Origin of the sequence: Saccharothrix saharensis (assembly GCF_006716745.1) — a bacterium.
Taxonomy (GTDB): domain Bacteria; phylum Actinomycetota; class Actinomycetes; order Mycobacteriales; family Pseudonocardiaceae; genus Actinosynnema; species Actinosynnema saharense.
Window position 1 is genome coordinate 7,915,548 of record NZ_VFPP01000001.1, and the last position, 16,915, is coordinate 7,932,462.

Here is a 16,915-nt window from a genome sequence, read left to right on the forward strand (position 1 = left end):
AGAAACCCGTGTTCCCGGAGGTGCGCAGTGACCAGCTCGGTGCAGATCGACGCGGACGGCAAGGCGAAGATCAAGGAGATCGTGTCGGAAATCCTCGAGATCGACGCCGAGGAGATGACCGACACGAGCCTTTTCAAGGAGGACCACGACGCCGACTCGCTCGGTGCCATCGAGATCCTGTCCGCGTTGGAGCGCACGTTCGGCGTGGAGATCGACCAGGCCGAGCTGACCCGGATGGTCAACCTCGAGGGCGTCATCGCGGTCGTCGCCGAAGCACAGGCCGCCAAGTAACCGGTTCGCCACCCGCGAGCGGTCCGGCACCGGACTTGGAGGACACGATGCACGACGGAGGGCGGCAGCCGCGCCGGGTGGTGATCACGGGTCTGGGCGTGGTCACCAGCATCGGCATCGGCGTCACCGGGTTCCTGGCGGGCCTGCGCGAGGGCCGCAGCGGGATCAAGCCCATCACCTCGTTCGACACCACCGGCTTCAGCCACGCCAACGGCGCCGAGGTCACCGACTTCGACCCGGCCGCGTGGCTGGAGCGGGTGGACCCCGGCGAACTCGGCCGGGCCGGGCAGTTCTCCGCCGCCGCGGCGCGGATGGCCGTCGCCGACGCGGGCCTCACGCTGGACGAGCTGCGCGGCAAGCGGTCGTTGGTGTCCGTCGGCACGACCGACGCCGAGTCCCGCGACCTGGACAACCTCGTGGCGCAGCAGATCGAGCACGGCCCCGGGTCGTGGGACCCGGTCGTGGCGCGCCGCTCCACGGCGGGCCGGCTGTCGTCCAGCATCGTGCGCGAGCTGGCGCTGACCGACGTGGAGGCGGTGACCATCCCCACCGCGTGCGCCGCGGGCAACTACGCCATCGGCAACGGCTTCGACGCCATCCGCGAGGGCGAGGTGGAGGTCGCGCTGGTCGGCGGCGCGGACGCGGTGTGCCGCAAGACGTTCACCGGGTTCTACCGCCTGGGCACGATCGCGCCCGAGGTGTGCGCGCCGTTCGACAAGGACCGCAAGGGCATCCTCACCGGCGAGGGCGGCGGCATCCTGGTGCTGGAGTCGCTGGAGTCCGCGCTGGCCCGCGGCGCCCGCATCTACGCCGAGGTGCTCGGCTACGGCCTCAACTGCGACGCCAACCACCCCGTCGCGCCGGACCGGGACAGCCTGGCCCGGTGCATCGAGCTGGCGCACCGCAACGCGGGCGTCAAGCCCGAGGACGTCGACTTCATCTCCGCGCACGGCACCGGCACCAAGGCCAACGACGTCACCGAGTCCGGCGCGATCCGGCAGGTGTTCGACGTGCCGCCGCCCACCGTGTCGATCAAGTCGATGCTCGGCCACTCGATGGGCGCGGCGTCGGCGCTGGCGTCCGCCGCGTGCGCGCTGGCCATCACCGAGGGCTTCATCCCGCCCACCATCAACCACACCGAGACCGACCCCGAGGTGGGGCTGGACTGCGTGCCCAACCGGGCGCGGCCCGCCGCGCTGGACGTGGTGCAGAACAACGCGCTGGCGTTCGCGGGCAACAACTCCGTGCTGATCCTGGGCCGGTACCGGGACGCGGTGTGATGGTGGAGGTCCTGTTCCTGCACGGCCTGGCGGGCAAGGCGGCGGTCTGGGACGCGCTGGACCTGCCGCCCCGCTTCGCCGCCACCGCGCCGGAACTGCCGTGGCACGGGATGGCCGACCCGGCGTGGAGCCACGAGCCCGACCCCGCCCGCATCGTGGTGGACGTCGTGTCGGACCGGCACGACGTCGTGGTGGCGCACTCGCTCGGCGCGAACCTGCTGCTGGAGTGCTACGCCGACGGCCGCGTGCCGCCCCGGCCCACGGTGCTGGTGTGCCCGTTCTACCGGCCCGAACCCGCCGACTTCGACTGGCCCACGATCTCCTACTACCTCAACGACTTCCACCGCACGTTCACCGAGGCGCTGCGCGTCGGCGAGACCGCCCGCTTCCCCGAGGCCAAGCGGCAGTGGCTGGCCCGGGCGCTGCGCGACCAGGTCGGCCCGTACGGCTGGACCCGGTGGTTCCAGACCTACCTGCGCACCCCGTTCCTGGACCTGTCCCGGGTCGACGCGCCGGTGCTCGTGGTGAGCGGCGTGGACGACATCGCCGCCCGACCCGACGACGGCCGCGCCCTGGCCAAGGGCCTGCCCCGCGGCCGGTTCGAGCTGCTGGACGGGTGCGGCCACTTCCCGATGATCGAACAGCCCGACCGCCTCGCGGCCCTGGTCCGCGACTTCTTCGACGAACACCTGGAGCTGACGTGACCACCACGACCGTCTCGCTGCGGCCCCGCTACGAGGGCTCGAACATCTGCACCTGGATCGGCTTCAAGCACGTCAACTACATGGTCGAGGAAGCGGTGCTGGACCACCTGCGGCAGAGCGGGTTCCCGGCGGGCGCGCTCTACGAGCGGTTCGGGCTGTGCACCGACATCACCGACCTGGACACCAAGATCCTCACCGCGTTCCACATCGACGACCTCGCGCGGGCCACGGTGAAGCGGGTGGACGGCGAGGGGCCGTTGCGGCTCGTCGTGGAGCTGACCGTGGAACGGGACGGCAAGACGGTGAAGGCGGTCAAGTCGAAGGTGGCGGTGTCGTTCCGGCTCGACCCGCACGGCTTCGACGCCGAGCCCGTGCCGACCGAGCTGCGGCCGCACGTGGTCGAGGAGATCGGCACGCCCGGCGCGGCCGTGCTGGACAAGGTCGGTGCCCTGGAGCCGATCGCGGTCGGCGACGCCGATCCGCTGGACGTGCTCACGGCCGGCAGGAACGCCTTCGCGTGGGCCTGGCGGATCCCCTACTTCTACTGCCACTTCACCGAGCGCGTGCAGATGTCGGGCTACCTCCGCCAGATGGAGGAGATCCTCGACCTGTTCGTGGAGGACCGCGGCGCGTCGATCAAGACGCTGCTGGACGAGCAGAACTGGATCCCGGTCGTGCCGAAGTCCCGCATCACGTTCCTGGGCGAGGCGAACATGGAGGAGACGCTCTACACGGTGTTCACCGTGGAGGAGGTCTTCAAGCGGTACACCTTCACCGCCCGGATGGACTGCTACGTGCTGCGCGACGGCGAGCTGGTGCCGACCGCGACGGGCCGCATCACGCACGGCTGGGCCGTGATCGAGAACCGCAAGGACTGGAGCCTGGTCGACTTCGACGACCGCCTCATCGGCGCCATCACCGGCAAGGCGGGGTCGCTGAGCGGGCGTGGTGCCTCGTGACCGCCTCCCTGGTGGACACGCTGGTCATCTCGGCGTGGTCGGCGGTGTCGCCGTTCGGGATGGGCGCGGAGGCGTTCGCCGGTGGCGTGCGGGCGGGCGTCCCGGCGCTCGCCCCCGCCCCCGGCGGCCCGTTCGAGCAGGCGGCGCTGGTGCCGGACTTCAGCGCGGCGGGCGCGCTGGGCAAGAAGGGCACCCGCACCATGGACCGCGTCACGGCGCTGGCCGTCAGCACCGTCGGCCGGCTGCTGGAGGAGTGCGGACCGGCGTTGCTGGACCAGCCCGACCGGGTCGGCGTCGTGCTGGGCACGGGCTCCGGCAGCGTGCAGTCCATCATGGACTTCACCCGCGACGGGTTGACCGGCGAGAAGCCCTACCACGTCGACCCGGCGCTGTTCCCCAACACGGTGATGAACCGCGCGGCGGGGCAGAGCGCCATCTGGCACAAGATCAAGGGTCCCAACACCACCATCGCGGGCGGCGCGCTGACCGGGCTGCTGGCGTTGAGCTACGCGGCACGGCTGCTGCGCGGCGGCCACGCGGACCGGGTGCTGGTCGGCGCGGCGGAGGAGTACTCCGAGCAGCGCGCGTGGCTGGAGTGGCGCGGCAGCGAGGGCGCGGCCGGCCCGCTCGGCGAGGGCGGCGCGGTGGTCCTGCTGGAACGCGAGTCGACCCGGGCCGGACGGCCGGTGCTGGCCCGCGTCGTGACGACCCGGTTCCGCGGGTTCTTCGAGCCCGACGGCGCGGCGGAGGCGTTGCGCGAGTGCGTGCGGACCGCGGTCGCGGAGGCCGGCGTGGACCCGACGGACGTGGTGTTCGTGTCCACCGACGGTGCCGAGGAGCAGGCCGTGGCGGAGGCGTTGGGCCGCACGCCCGAGTGGCTGCGGTGCGTGCCGCTGGTGGGGGACACGTCGGCGGCGGTGGCGAGCTTCCAGCTCGCGGCGGCGGTCGCGTCCGGCCGGTCCGGCGTCGCCCTGGTGACCGGCGTCGAGCGTGACGGCACGGTCGGCTGCGTCGTGCTGGACCTGCCATGACGTTCCACGCGGACCCGGCGGACCCCGTGTTCGCCGGGCACTACCCGGGCTTCCCGATCATGCCGGGGCTGTTCGTGCTCGACCACGTGCTGGCGACGCTGCCCGGGCACCGGGTCGTCGGGCTGGACCGGGCGAAGTTCCTGCGGCCGGTGTTCCCCGGCGACACGGTGACCGTCGAGGCGGACCTGACCCCGGAGGAGGACCACGTGCGGTGCGCGGCGAAGGTGTCCACCGGCGCGGGCGCGGTGGCGGAGTTCAAGCTGCGGCTGGTGGCGTCGTGACCGGCCTCGCGGGCATCCGGCGGATCATCCCGCACCGGTTCCCGGTGCTGCTGGTGGACCGGGTGTCCGAGGTGGAACCCGGGAGCGGCATCGTGACGCTGAAGGCGGTCAGCGGCCGTGAGCCGTGCTACGCGGACCCCGACGCCGCCGACGCGTACCCGCTGGGCCTGCTGATGGAGTCGTGGGCGCAGTCCGCGGTGCTGCTGACCCGGTGGGAGAACCCGAACCCGGACGTGCTGGCCGACAAGGTCGAGCTGATCAGCGGCATCCGCGACGTCGTCGTGCACGGCGACGTGGTGCCCGGTGACGTGGTGGAGCACCACGTCCGGCTGGTCCGGGAGGTGTCCGACGCGGCGATCCTCGCGGGCCACAGCCTGGTCGCCGGGCGCAAGGTGCTGGAGATCGGCTCGTTCACGATGGCACGGCGCAGGGCGGAGGAACTGGCATGAGGCGCGTGGCGCTGGTGACCGGCGGGTCGCGGGGCATCGGGCACCGGGTGGTGACCCGGCTCGCGCGGGACGGGTTCGACGTGGCGTTCTGCTACCAGTCGAACCGCGACGCCGCCGAGGTGGTGGAGAAGGAGGCCGTCGCGGCCGGCGCGGCCGTGTTCACCGCGCAGGTGGACGTGGCGGAGAAGGCCGAGGTGGACCGGTTCGTCAAGGACGCCGAGCGCGCGCTCGGGCCGCTGCACGCCGTGGTGTCGTGCGCGGGGATCGTGCGCGACAACCCGTTGGTGCTGCTGAAGTCCGACGACTGGCAGCGGGTGCTGCGGGTCAACCTCGACGGCACGTTCCACGTGGCCAAGGCCGCGGTGTTCGCGATGATGAAGCGCAAGGCGGGCTCGGTCGTGACGCTGTCGTCGGTGGCCGGGGTGTACGGCAACGCGGCGCAGACGAACTACTCGGCGTCCAAGGCCGGGATCATCGGGTTCAGCAAGGCGTTGGCCAAGGAGGTCGGCAAGTACGGCATCCGGGTCAACGCGGTGGCGCCGGGGTTCATCGAGACCGACATGGTCTCGGGGCTCGGCCCCGACTTCGCGGCCCGCATGGCGGCGCAGATCCCGCTGGGGCGGTTCGGCCGGCCGGAGGAGGTGGCCGACCTGGTGTCGTTCCTGGCGTCGGACCGGGCTTCCTACGTGACGGGCCAGGTGTTCGGGGTCGACGGCGGGCTGGTGATCTGAGGTGGCGCGCGGACCCCGGTTCTACTTCTCGCTGCGCAGCCCGTACTCGTGGTTGGCCCACCACGACCTGCTCGGGCTGTACCCGGACGTGGCGGACGCGGTCGAGTGGGCGCCGTTCTGGGAGCCCGACCCGCGCAACGAGCGGGCGTTGGCGGAACGCGGCGAGCAGTTCCCGTACGCGGCGATGTCGCGCGCGAAGCACTTCTACATCCTGCAGGACGTGGCCCGGTTGGCGGCGGCGCGCGGGTTGGCGCTGGAGTGGCCGGTGGACCGCGAGCCGGTCTGGGAGATCCCGCACCTGGGGTACCTGGTGGCGTCGGGCTCCGGTCTGGGCCGGGAGTACGTCGCGGCGGCGTACCGGGCGCGGTGGGAGCAGGGGCGGGACATCTGCTCCCGGGAGACGGTCGGGCAGATCGCGGCGGAGCTGGGGCTGAACCCGGCCGAGGTCGCGGGGGCGAGCGACGACCCGGAGCTGCGGGCGCGGGGCGTGGAGCTGCTCATGGACGTGTGCGAGGACGGTGCGTTCGGCGTGCCGTTCTTCGTGCACCGGTTCACCCGGTTCTGGGGCGTGGACCGGTTGCCGGACTTCGTGGCGCACGTGCGGTCGAAGCTCACGCCGGCGGCGGCGCTGCCCGCGTCGTCGAGTGCGGTGGGGGTGGGGCGTTCGTCCGACGAGGGGCACGCGGGCGGCTGCGGGTGATCTCGTGAGGTGTCCCGAGCGTTGAATTCGGGGGTCCTGAGCGTAGGACTCTCGGGACCTGAGGGTTCGACTCTCGGGACCTGAGGGTTCGACACGCGGGTCAGCGGGGGAGGGCGCTGCGGAGTTCGGCGCGGGTGGTGGTGGCCAGTCTGGTGTGCGCCTCGCGCACGAGGGTCCGCACCTCGTCCAGGGTGAGCACCATGCCGTGGGCGATCTCGGCCTCCGAACGGCCGTCGGCGGTCAACCGGGCCACCCGGGCCAGGTGCGGCGGGAGGGCGTTGCCGCGCGGTGGGGCGGCGGGCGTGACGCCGGTGGCCGCCAGGTGGCGCGCGATGACCTCGCGCAGGGCGAGCGCGCCGCACTCGTCCGCCAGCGAGAGGGCTTCGGTCAGCGTGCGGCGGGCGTCGGCGGTGTGCCCCGAGCGGAGCCGGGCCCGACCCAGGTCGGCCAGGGATCGCAGGTAGTGCCCGCGGTTCGGTCCGTCGCACAGCAGGCGGACCGATTCCACCAGGGGCTCGGGATCGTCGGTCACGGCCGCCAGGACGCGCAACGCCTGCCCCCGCGCGACGGGGTCGCCCGACCGGTCGGCCTGCTGGCGTGCGGTGTCGGCGACCTCCCGCGCCTCGGCCGGCGCGGAGGGGCGCAGGGCCAGGGCCAGCTCACCGCGCCACGGGAACACCGCCGGGTTGGTCACGGGCGCGGCGTCCAGGCGGCGGCCCACGTCGCGCAGCACGCCGACCGCCCGGCCGTGGTGGCCCTCGGCCCGGAGCAGCGCGCCGATCGCGATCCCCGGTTCGGGCAGGATCACGGCGTCCGGCCTGCCGTCGAGGTAGTCGCCGCGCCGCCCCACCACGCCGGCCCGCGCGACGTCGCCGCGGGCCAGGAGCGCCTCGACCAGGGTGCCGGTGGCGAACCACTCCGCGGGTGTCCCGGCACCGCTGCGGCGCGCCAGGCGCAGGGCGATCCCGGCGTCGGCCACGGCGTCGGTCACCCGGCCGCACTCCAGCGCGGACCGGCCCCGGTTGGCGTGGGCGAAGGCGAGGTGCGCGCCGCGCCAGCCGTCGCGCTCGAACTCCTCGACGGCCCGGTCGAACAACTCCCGCGCGACGGCCGGCTCACCGGAGTACTGGAGCGTGAACGCGGTGATGGTGGCGACCTCCATGCCCTTGTCCACGTCGGCGAACACCACGCCGCTCGCGGTGACGCGGCGGATCGCGGCGAGGCTCTCGGTCCGCGGCCGGCCGCGCAGCACGAGGCTCCACGCGTGCAGCGTGATCAGCAGCCGCTCCACGTAGGTCCCGCCGCTCAACGGCGGCGCGATCCGGTCGAGCAGGCGCATCCGGTCGGCCCGCAGCGGGTCGTCGGCCCACCACGCGGCCCACAGCAGCTGCTCGGCCAACGCCCGCTGCCTCGGGCCCTCCTCCGCGCAGCGGTCGATCGCGGTGTCGAGCAGGCGCACGCCCCGACCGAGCTGGTGGGCGTAGCCGTGGGTCTTGGCCAGCGCCACGGCGGCTTCCACGCGCGAGGCGTCGTCGGTGGCCAGCTCGTAGGCGGCGTGCAGCTCGGGCAACGCCGCCGCGACCTGCCCCAGGGCCAACGCCTGGCCGTGGCGCAGCCGCAGGCGCGCCCGCAGTCGCGGCGGCGGCGGCTCCTCGACCGCGCGCCTGAGGTACCGCGCGGCCGTCGCGGACAGCCCGGACGCCCACGCGGCCTCGGCCGCCGCGCTCATCCGGTCGACCACCCACGGGTCGCCGGCGGCGTGCACGTCGAGCAGGTGCGCGGCGATCAGGTCGGGCGCGGCGCCCAGGTCGTGCAGGAGCCGGGCGGCGGCGAGGTGGGCGTCGCTGCGCCGTGACGGGTCCACGGCGTCGTACACCGCGCTGCGGATGATCGGGTGTTGGAAGTCGACGGTCGGACCGGGCGTGAGGATCGCCGCGCGGCACAGCCGGTCGTACTCGCGCTTCGCCGCGTCGGGGGTCAGCGAGGCGAGCCGGGCGGCGTGGTCGAGCGAGCCGCCCGGGCCGAGCACCGCGATGGCCTGCGCCAACCGGCGGGCGTCGGGGCCGAGCCCGTCGAGGCGTTCGTTGAGGTGCAGCACGACGTGGTGCGGTGTGAGCGTGCCGACCTCCTCGGCGTGGGACGCGGTGGGACTCAGGCCGCGTTCCCGGGCGACGTCCAGCATCCGTCGCAGGTAGAACGGGTTGCCGCCGCTGCGGTCGAGGAACGCCGCGCAGAACCGCTCGTCCGCGGCGCCGGGGGAGGGCAGGGCGCGGTCGATGAGCGCGCGCACGGCGTCGGACCCGAGCGCGCGCGGGCGCACGACCTCCGTGGCGCGCAACGCGATGCGGGCCAACGTCGCCGCGTGCCGTTCGTGGGGCCGGTGCGCCAGCAGCACCACGACCGGCAGCCCGGTGAGCCGCCCGCCGAGGAAGTCCAGCCACGCCAACGACTCGTCGTCGAGCCAGTGCGCGTCGTCGACCGCCAGCAACAGCCCTTCCTCCGCACGGCCACCGCCCACGAGGGAGGTCGCGTTCACGAGGAGCCAGTACAGCGCCTCGGTCAGGCCGATCATCGAGTCGGGGCCGCGCCGACCGGCCCGCGGCACGCCGAGCGGCACGCGCGCGAACTCCGCCGCGCCCGCGAACAGGGCCTGCCGCTCGCGGTCGGTGCGACCGGTGACCCAGCGCGTCAGCAAGGACCGGACCGCGCCGAACGCCATCGTCTGGTCCCGCTGGCTGCCCCGGGCCGCGAGCGGCACGACACCGCGCACGGCGGCTTCCGCGCACACCCGGGCGACGAGCTCGGACTTGCCGATCCCGGCGGGCCCTTCGACCACGACGGTGGCGCCTTCCCGCGCCCGGACCGCGTCCAGCACGGCCGAGCAACGGGCCAGGTCGTCGTCGCGGTCCAGGATGCCCGCGTCGGCGGCCGTGTGGCCGGGCAGGCGCAGCGCGTGCAGGACGCGCCGCACGTCCAGTGGCGCGTGTCCGCCGGCGCGCGCGGTCACCACGCACCCGTTGACGACCTTGGCCACGAACTCGGCCCGCGGCCGCCGTTTGCCCGACATCACCTCGGAGAACGTGGCGGCGGAGACACCGCTGCGCCGGGCCAGCACCCCGTCCGAGGGCGCGCCGACCACGCGTTGCAAGGTGCGCAGCTGCCGTCTCAGGTGCTCGTCGTGGGGTTCCGCCTCGACCATGTCCGCCCTCCCGCGGGCCGTCCGTCGTCCGGTCGGGGTAGCCGCCGACGGGGGATCCGTTCGGTTCTTCGACGTGGCCGGCGGCTCCGGCCGCCCCCGGCCCAGACTTCGCCACGACGCCCAGGATCCACCCAGCGAGCCGTTCCCGTGACCGATTGGCGAAGCCGCGGTGGCGACCGCGACCCGGTCGCCGCCCGGTTGCGCCCCTGACGCGGTGACTGCGCCCGGATGGCGCAGCACGGGGTGGGCGACCCCGTCGCGGTGGCAGGGACCGCGGCGGGGAACGGCCGGCCCCGCGCCACGGCCCGGTGGCGCGGGGCCGGTACCCGTGCCCGGCGGGAGCCGGTGGCCGCCCGCCGGGCGCGGGACCCGTGATGAAGCGGTTAAGCTGTTGCGGTGCAGCCGTTGCGTTGGGGTGTTCTCGGGGCCACGGCCCACATCGCCGGCAGGGTGCTGCCCGCGATCCACCGGACCGCGGGCAACGCGGTGGTGGCCGTGGCGAGCCGGGAGGGCAGGCGGGCGGCGGCCGAAGAGGTGGCGCGGCCGTTCGGGGCACGCGTGCACGACGGGTACGACGCCCTGCTGGCGGACCCGGACGTCGACGCCGTGTACATCGCCCTGCCCAACACGCAGCACGTGCCGTGGACGTTGCGCGCGTTGGACGTGGGCAAGCACGTACTGGTGGAGAAGCCGATGGCGCTGTCCGAAGAGGACTGCGTGCGCGTCGAACGCGCCGCCGCCGACCTCGTGGTCGTGGAGGCGTACATGTACCGCTTCCACCCGCAGCAGCGGCGTGCCGCCGCACTGCTGGCCTCCGGTGAGATCGGCGAACTGCGGGTGGTGCGGTCGGCGTTCGCGTACCCGACCGCCGCGGCGGGCAACATCCGGTTCGACCCGGCGCTCGGCGGCGGCGCGACGTGGGACGTCGGCTGCTACGCGTTCGACGTGCCGCTGTGGGCGTTCGACGCCGCGCCCCGCGCCGTGCGGGCGCGGTTCCACTCGCGCGAGGTCGACCTGAGCGCGGTGGCGGTGCTCGACTTCGGCGACGGCCGCTCGGCCGTGCTGGACTACAGCCTCGAGTACGGGCCGCGCGCCGCCTACGAGTTCCAGGGCACGCGCGGTTCGCTCTCGGTGCGCAACGCGTGGACCCGGTCCGACGAGGAAGGCCTGATCACGGTCGTCACGCTGGACGGCGTGCGCGAGGAGGTCGTGCCGGCCTCCGACGCCTACGAGCACCAGGCCGCCGCGTTCGCCGCGGCCGTGCGGGACAAGGTCCCGCCGCTGGTGTCGCTCGCCCACTCCGCGCGCACCGCCCGGGTCGGCGAGGCGCTGGTGCGGTCGGCCGCGGCCGGCGTCGAAGTGGACCTCCGACGCCGGCCGTGACACGGCTGCCGTGAGGACTCAGTCCAGCGCCGCCGCGGCTTCCACCGGGGGAGTGCGCAGCACGTACGCCGTGGACAGCACGGTGGACAGCAGCGTGAGCCCGGTCGCCGACCCCACCACGACCAGGTAGATGCCGATCGGGCCCTGCGGCCAGTAGGTGCCGTTCAACGCGATGGCGAACGGCACGAGCGTCACCAGGGACACGATCGCGCCCAGGAGGACGCCGCCCAACGAGATCACCACCGACTCCATGCCGACCATGCGCAGGATCTGCCCGTGCGTGGCGCCGATGAGCCGTTGCAGCGCGAACTCGCGCCGCCGTTCACCGGTCGCGATGACCAGCGTGTTCACCAGCGAGATCACCGTGTACGCCAGGATCATGCCGACCAGCAGGTAGTTCACCCACGCACCCGTCTGCTCGCCGCCGCCGCCCGCGGCCAGCGCCTGTTCGCGGTCGGCCACCTCCAGTTCCGGGTGCCGTTCGGCCAACGGCGCCAGCGCCGACTCCGGGCCCTTCACCAGGACCTGGGACGCCTGCCCGCCGGTGGTGTGCGCGACGACCAGCTCCGCGGGCATCAGCGCCGCGTCGAACGAGCCCGTGTGCACGGCCGCGACCTCCAGGTCGACCTCCGCGCCGTCGCCGAGCCTCATCCGGACGGAGTCGCCGACGGCCGCGCCCAGCTCCTCGGCCCACCCGGTCGGCAACGCCACCGACTCGCCGCGCAGGTCGTCCAACGACCCGGAGGTGACGTCCACGCCCATCGTGCGCGTGACACCGTCGGGCGTCACACCGAGCACGGTGATCTCGTCGTCGCCGTCACCGTGGTGGGGGAAGTACGCCTCGGTGTCGACCACCGCCGACGCCGCCTCCACCCCCGGCAGCGCGCGGATCTCGTCCACCACCTCCAGCGGCACGCCACCGGTCGAGCTGGTCACCACGGCGTCGGCCCGCAGGCTCTCCGCGAACGCCCCGGACGCCGCACCCGCCTGCGTGGTCTGGAGGTAGATCAACGCGGTGGCCAGGCCCGTGGCGAGCATGACGGGCGTGATGGCGCCGGCCACGCGGACCCGCCGTGCCCGGGTGTTGAGCACCGCGAGGTAGCCGGACAGGCCGGAGAACGCGCGCACGGGCCACCGCAGGACCGCGATCAGCACCCGGGCCGCGCCGGGGGAGAGCAGGGCGATGCCCGACGCCCACAGCATCGCCGTCGGACCGGCCGTGCTCGCCGCCACGGGACCGTCCATGACCAGCGCGGTGATAATGCTCAACGCCGTGCCGCCGCCCAGGCACAGCAACGCGAACACCAGCCGCGGCACGCTGAACCAGCGCGTCTGCAGGCTGGCCGCCGTCAACGCCTCGGTCGGCCGGGCCACCGCCGCGCCGCGGCCCGCGACGAACGCCGCGACCAGGGCGCTGAGCAGTGAGATGCCGACCCCGGCGACCACGGGCACCCAACCCTGCCGGTACGCCATCTGCCGCGGCGCGACGCCCGCGCCGGCCAGCTGCCCCAGCAGCCACTCGCCGAGGTACCCGCTCACCGGCCAGCCGAGCGCCGTCGCGAGCACCGCCACGAACGCCGTCTCGCCCAGCACCAGCCGGCGCAGCTGGCCCGGCGTCGTGCCGATGGCCCGCAGCAACGCCATCTCGCGGTGCCGCTGCTGCACGGACAGGCCGAGCGTGCCCGCCACGACGAACATCGCGACCATGATCGCCAGACCGCCGAAGACCGCGGACAGCGTGATGATCGCCTCGCCGCCGCCCTGCGTGTCCGGGAACTCGGCGCGCCCGCGCTCGTCACCCGCGAGCACGGCGACGTCCCGGTCGGCGACGGCGGCCGTGAGCGCGTCGCGCACGCCGTCGGCCGTCGCGCCCGGTTCGAGCAGCACGCCGATCAGGTCCACCTTGCCGGGCTTGGCGTACAGCCGCCGTGCCTCGTCGTCGGCGAAGAACACCGCCTTCGCGTCGACCGGGGCCTTCGCGACGCCCACCACTCGGTAGTCGGCGGTCTTCGAGCCGATCCGCAACGCGACCGTGCCGCCGAGGCCGACCCCGGAGTTCGCGTCCACCACGACCTCGCCCGGACCCTGAGGCGCACGGCCCGAGTCCACCGAGTACGGCGCGAGCCGTGCGCCGGACCACGTGTGGCCGGTCGCCTCCGCGCCGTCGGGCAGGGTCACCGGGAACGCCACGTCGGGGACGACCTCGGCGACACCGTCCACGTCCGCGGCCTTCGCCGCCAGCGCGGCGTCGACCGGGGAGCGTTCCAGGTAGGACGGGTCGCCGGTGACGACCAGCGGCGCGGCCGCGAGCCGTTGCGGCGGCACGGCGTCGCGGATGCCGGTCTCCATCAGGCCGCCGCAGGCCATCACGATCGCCGCACCGAGGAACAGCGCGATGAACGAGGCGGCGAAACCGCCGATCCGGTGGCGCAGGGTGCGCAGGGCGAGGCGCAGCATCATCGCACCCCGCCGGTCAGGTCGCCCGCGGGCACGTCGGCCCAGGCGCCGAGCTGGGTCATCCGCTCGCTGACCGCGTGCGCGGTGGGTGACACGAGCTCGCCGGCGATCCGGCCGTCGGCGAGGAAGACGACGCGGTCGGCGTGCGCGGCGGCCACCGGGTCGTGCGTCACGATCACCACGGTCTGGCCGACGTCGCGCACGGCCTGGCGCAGCAGGGCGAGGACTTCCAGCGCGGTGCGGGTGTCGAGCGCGCCGGTCGGCTCGTCGCCGAAGATCACGGCGGGCTCGGTGATCAGCGCGCGGGCGATGGCCACCCGCTGCTGCTGGCCGCCGGACAGCTCGCCGGGCCGGTGGTGGCGGCGTTCGGCCAGCCCGACCCGGGCGATGACGGCGTCCACCTGGGACCGCTTCGGCCGGCGGCCCGCCAGGCGCAGGGGCAGGCCGACGTTCTCCACCACGGTCAGCGCGGGCAGCAGGTTGAAGGACTGGAAGACGAAGCCGATGCGCTCGCGGCGCAACCGGGTCAGCTCGCGCTCGCTCAGGCCGGTGATCTCCTGCCCGTCGAGCAGGACCGAGCCCGACGTGGGCCGGTCGAGGCCGGCCGCGCAGTGCAGCGCGGTGCTCTTGCCGGAACCGGAAGGCCCCATCACCGCGGTGAAGGTGCCACGCGCGATGCCGAGCGTGACTCCGTCAAGGGCCACTACGCCGTTCCGCTCGTTGCCGTAAACCTTGCGGACGGAATGCAGTCGGACGACGTCATCCACGCCTTGAATCGGAGATAGATTCACGTTCTTGCTCCCCACGTGGGACCTATCGGTGTGTGCACGCGCCGCAGACCATACGGACGTGATCACGCGGGCGGCACTGGTGCTGTCCCCCGCATCGCCCGTCGGGCCTGCCGGTGGAGTTCCTCTCCGCATCGGTGCGGAGACAACGCGTAACCGACTTCGGAGTAGGTATGTGTGGGAGATCGTAGCCACCGTTTCCATAATTTCTGTTGAGAACTCAACGAATAGTTGGCGGTCGCGTGAACTCCTCCACTCGCGTTCATCCGTGAGGTACGTTGACACGGCCGCCCGGCACGAACGAGGCGGGGGCGGGAAATCCCCGAACCCGCCGGAGTTAGTGGACCCCGAGTAACGACGCGAAGGGGTTGGATGCATGCACCTGGAGATACGTCACGCCAGGGTGGTCACCACCCTCGCCGAGGCCGGCAGCATCTCGAAGGCCGCGGCGAAGCTGTCCCTGCCCCAACCGAGCCTCACCGCCCAATTGAGACGGATCGAGAAGGCGGTTGGCGGCGATCTGTTCGTGCGTTCGGCCTTCGGGATTACTCCGACGCCGCTCGGAGAACGATTAATCCCGATGCTGGCCGATCTCGCCACCCGGGCCGACGCGGTGGTCGCGGAGGCGTCCTCGCTGTCGTCCGGAATTCTGCGGATCGGCAACGCCGAATGGACGCCCGTGACGCTGCGGCGGGCGCTGCAGTCGTCGCTGCCCTCGGTCGAGGTGCAGACCGTGACCCTGGACCCGGCCCTGGGCGTGGACGCGGTCAGCCGCGGCGAGCTCACGGCGGCGCTCGTGCCCAGCCCGGAGGCGGTGGACGGGGTGCGGGAGCTGGACCCGTCGCTGGCCAAGGAGATCATCGTGCGCGAGCCGATCTGGCTGGCGCTGCCCCGCGACCACGCGCTGGCGCGCAGGACTACGGTGAGCCGAAGGCACATGCTGTCGCTGAGCTGGGTGCACCACGTGCCGGGGCACTGGTTCCACGTCGTCGAGGAGCACCTGTTCCGCAAGCTCGACCATCCCACGCCGGAGGTCATGCACTACGCGGGCGGGCACGCCGAGGCGATGAGCTGGGTGCGTGACGCGGGGGCCGCGGCGCTCGCCACGCCGACCGGGTCCACGTCGGACGTGAGCCTGGTGGCGATGACCGAGCCGTTGCGCAGCAGGCTCCTGCTCGTGTGGCGGCCGGGGTCGATCCACCCGAACACGCTGCGGCAGCTGATCGACGCGCTGCGCCGGTACTACTGCGAGTACGCCCGCACGATCCCGCGCTACTGGAACTGGATGACCGAGCGGCCGACCGACTTCCCGGAGCTGGCCGCGTTCCTGCCGCGCCCGAGCCGCTGGTGGCCGCGCGACTCGGCCGGCGACCAGCAGCCGGGCCCGGCGTCCCGCACCGCCGCCACCTGACGCGTCCACTGGGGATGAAGGGCCACCTCGACCACCGTCGAGGTGGCCTCCTTCGCGTGTGTCGAACCTCCAGGCCCCGTGTGTCGAACCTCCAGGCCCCGAGAGTCCTACGTTCGCGACCCCCGAGTTCAACGCTCAGGTCCGGACGTCGGGTACCCGAGCGTTGAATTCAGGGGTCCTGAACGTAGGACTCACGAGGCCTGGAGGTTCGACACACGGGACCTGAGCGTTCGACTCACGCGGTCAGTGGAGTGTCAGCACGGTGTCAGTGGGCCTTGCGAACCTTGATCCGGCAACGGACCAGGGCGAGCGAGGAGGACGCACATGACGGCGTTGGTGGCGGTGTCGAGTCACCTGCCCGAGACGGTGGCCGTCGCGGACCTGCAGGAGCCGCTCGGCCTCGACGACCAGCAGGTGCGCCGGTTCACCCGGCTCTACGGCCTGGACCGGATCTGCAAGTCCGACCTCTCCGAGGCGCAGCTGCTCATCGCGGCCGCCGAGAAGCTCGACGGGCTGCGCGGCCAGGAAGAGCGGGTCCGCTACCTCATCCGCGCCAAGGGCATGCGCACCACCGCGCCCTACCCCGTCAACCCCCTGCACGAGGTCCGCGAGGCGCTCGACCTCCGGCACGCCAAGACACTCGCCGTCGCCGACCACGGCTGCGCCACCGGGCTGCTCGCCATGGACGTCGCCGGCACGCTGCTGGCCGCCGACGGCGACCCCGACGCGCTGGCCCTGATCCTCGCGGGCGACAAGACGTTCACGCCGTTCACCCAGTGGGTCCGCGACACGTCGATCATGGGCGAGGGCATGGCCGCGATCCTGGTGGCCGCCGACGGCGACCGCGACCACGTGCGCGGCTACGCCAGCCGCATCCACGGCCGCGACGACGGCGTGATCGACCTGACCCCGGAGATCGCCAAGGACGCCCGCCGCATCTACCAGGACGCGCTGGCCGAGGTCGTCGGCGCGGCCACCGAGGAAGCGGGCATCGGCGTCTCCGACATCGACCTGGTGCTGCCGCACAACGTCAACCGCGTCTCGTGGACGGTCGCGGCGAAGAACCTGGGCCTGCCCAACGACCGGTTCTTCCTGGACAACCTCGGCGCCACCGGCCACTGCTTCTGCGCCGACCCGTTCATCAACTACCAGACGGTGACCGAGCTCGGCTTGCTCAAGCCCGGCGACAAGTACCTGATGACGGCCGCCGGCCTCGGTCAGACGTTCGCCGCGATGGTCCTGGAGCACTGA

At 73.3% G+C, this 16,915-nt stretch carries 15 protein-coding genes; 12 read left to right on the forward strand and 3 right to left on the reverse strand.

Going from position 1 to position 16,915, the window contains the following annotated elements:
- The first annotated feature begins 27 nt into the window (after positions 1 to 27).
- From FHX81_RS36125 to FHX81_RS36165, 9 genes are read left to right on the forward strand one after another with little or no spacing between them, the layout of a single operon-like run.
- Positions 28 to 291 (forward strand): acyl carrier protein, encoded by a 264-nt coding sequence (locus FHX81_RS36125; RefSeq protein ID WP_053716681.1) that lies wholly within the window; start codon positions 28 to 30, stop codon positions 289 to 291.
- A 47-nt stretch (positions 292 to 338) separates the two neighbouring features.
- Positions 339 to 1,571, forward strand: a complete 1,233-nt coding sequence (locus tag FHX81_RS36130) for a beta-ketoacyl-[acyl-carrier-protein] synthase family protein (protein ID WP_141982968.1) — start codon at positions 339 to 341, stop codon at positions 1,569 to 1,571.
- Positions 1,571 to 2,275: an alpha/beta fold hydrolase gene (locus FHX81_RS36135; RefSeq protein ID WP_141982969.1), complete on the forward strand. Its 705-nt coding sequence runs from the start codon at positions 1,571 to 1,573 to the stop codon at positions 2,273 to 2,275. The genes FHX81_RS36130 and FHX81_RS36135 overlap by 1 nt, the downstream gene beginning before the upstream one ends.
- Positions 2,272 to 3,234 carry a thioesterase family protein gene (locus tag FHX81_RS36140; RefSeq protein ID WP_141982970.1) on the forward strand — a complete coding sequence of 321 codons (963 nt, stop codon included), beginning with the start codon at positions 2,272 to 2,274 and terminating at the stop codon, positions 3,232 to 3,234. Before FHX81_RS36135 ends, FHX81_RS36140 begins: the two co-directional genes overlap by 4 nt.
- Positions 3,231 to 4,265: a beta-ketoacyl synthase N-terminal-like domain-containing protein gene (locus FHX81_RS36145; RefSeq protein WP_211363657.1), complete on the forward strand. Its 1,035-nt coding sequence runs from the start codon at positions 3,231 to 3,233 to the stop codon at positions 4,263 to 4,265. Before FHX81_RS36140 ends, FHX81_RS36145 begins: the two co-directional genes overlap by 4 nt.
- On the forward strand, positions 4,262 to 4,546 hold the full coding sequence (locus FHX81_RS36150) for an ApeI family dehydratase (RefSeq protein ID WP_141982971.1): 285 nt from the start codon (positions 4,262 to 4,264) through the stop codon (positions 4,544 to 4,546). The genes FHX81_RS36145 and FHX81_RS36150 overlap by 4 nt, the downstream gene beginning before the upstream one ends.
- Complete coding sequence (locus FHX81_RS36155) at positions 4,543 to 4,995, forward strand: 3-hydroxyacyl-ACP dehydratase FabZ family protein (protein ID WP_141982972.1); 453 nt, start codon at positions 4,543 to 4,545, stop codon at positions 4,993 to 4,995. The genes FHX81_RS36150 and FHX81_RS36155 overlap by 4 nt, the downstream gene beginning before the upstream one ends.
- Positions 4,992 to 5,726, forward strand: coding sequence for a 3-oxoacyl-[acyl-carrier-protein] reductase (gene fabG / locus FHX81_RS36160; protein ID WP_141982973.1), 735 nt, complete (start codon positions 4,992 to 4,994; stop codon positions 5,724 to 5,726). The genes FHX81_RS36155 and fabG overlap by 4 nt, the downstream gene beginning before the upstream one ends.
- Before the next feature lies 1 nt (position 5,727).
- Positions 5,728 to 6,426, forward strand: coding sequence for a 2-hydroxychromene-2-carboxylate isomerase (locus FHX81_RS36165; protein ID WP_141982974.1), 699 nt, complete (start codon positions 5,728 to 5,730; stop codon positions 6,424 to 6,426).
- Positions 6,427 to 6,526: 100 nt separating this feature from the next.
- Here FHX81_RS36165 and FHX81_RS36170 read toward each other — a convergent pair whose 3' ends face one another.
- Complete coding sequence (locus tag FHX81_RS36170; protein WP_141982975.1) at positions 6,527 to 9,625, reverse strand: ATP-binding protein; 3,099 nt, start codon at positions 9,623 to 9,625, stop codon at positions 6,527 to 6,529.
- A 396-nt stretch (positions 9,626 to 10,021) separates the two neighbouring features.
- Between FHX81_RS36170 and FHX81_RS36175 the strand changes: the two genes are divergently transcribed.
- A complete protein-coding gene (locus FHX81_RS36175) occupies positions 10,022 to 11,008 on the forward strand; it encodes a Gfo/Idh/MocA family protein (RefSeq protein ID WP_211363658.1) in 987 nt (328 codons plus the stop codon).
- 18 nt (positions 11,009 to 11,026) lie between these two features.
- Here FHX81_RS36175 and FHX81_RS36180 read toward each other — a convergent pair whose 3' ends face one another.
- Together FHX81_RS36180 and FHX81_RS36185 are read right to left on the reverse strand one after the other, a co-directional pair.
- A complete protein-coding gene (locus FHX81_RS36180) occupies positions 11,027 to 13,465 on the reverse strand; it encodes an FtsX-like permease family protein (RefSeq protein WP_141982976.1) in 2,439 nt (812 codons plus the stop codon).
- Positions 13,465 to 14,256 (reverse strand): ABC transporter ATP-binding protein, encoded by a 792-nt coding sequence (locus FHX81_RS36185; protein WP_246108141.1) that lies wholly within the window; start codon positions 14,254 to 14,256, stop codon positions 13,465 to 13,467. The genes FHX81_RS36180 and FHX81_RS36185 overlap by 1 nt, the downstream gene beginning before the upstream one ends.
- A gap of 373 nt (positions 14,257 to 14,629) precedes the next feature.
- Here FHX81_RS36185 and FHX81_RS36190 point away from each other — a divergent pair, with 373 nt between their 5' ends.
- Positions 14,630 to 15,664 carry a LysR family transcriptional regulator gene (locus FHX81_RS36190; protein ID WP_141982978.1) on the forward strand — a complete coding sequence of 345 codons (1,035 nt, stop codon included), beginning with the start codon at positions 14,630 to 14,632 and terminating at the stop codon, positions 15,662 to 15,664.
- Between the two features lie 324 nt (positions 15,665 to 15,988).
- Positions 15,989 to 16,915: a 3-oxoacyl-[acyl-carrier-protein] synthase III C-terminal domain-containing protein gene (locus FHX81_RS36195; protein WP_141982979.1), complete on the forward strand. Its 927-nt coding sequence runs from the start codon at positions 15,989 to 15,991 to the stop codon at positions 16,913 to 16,915.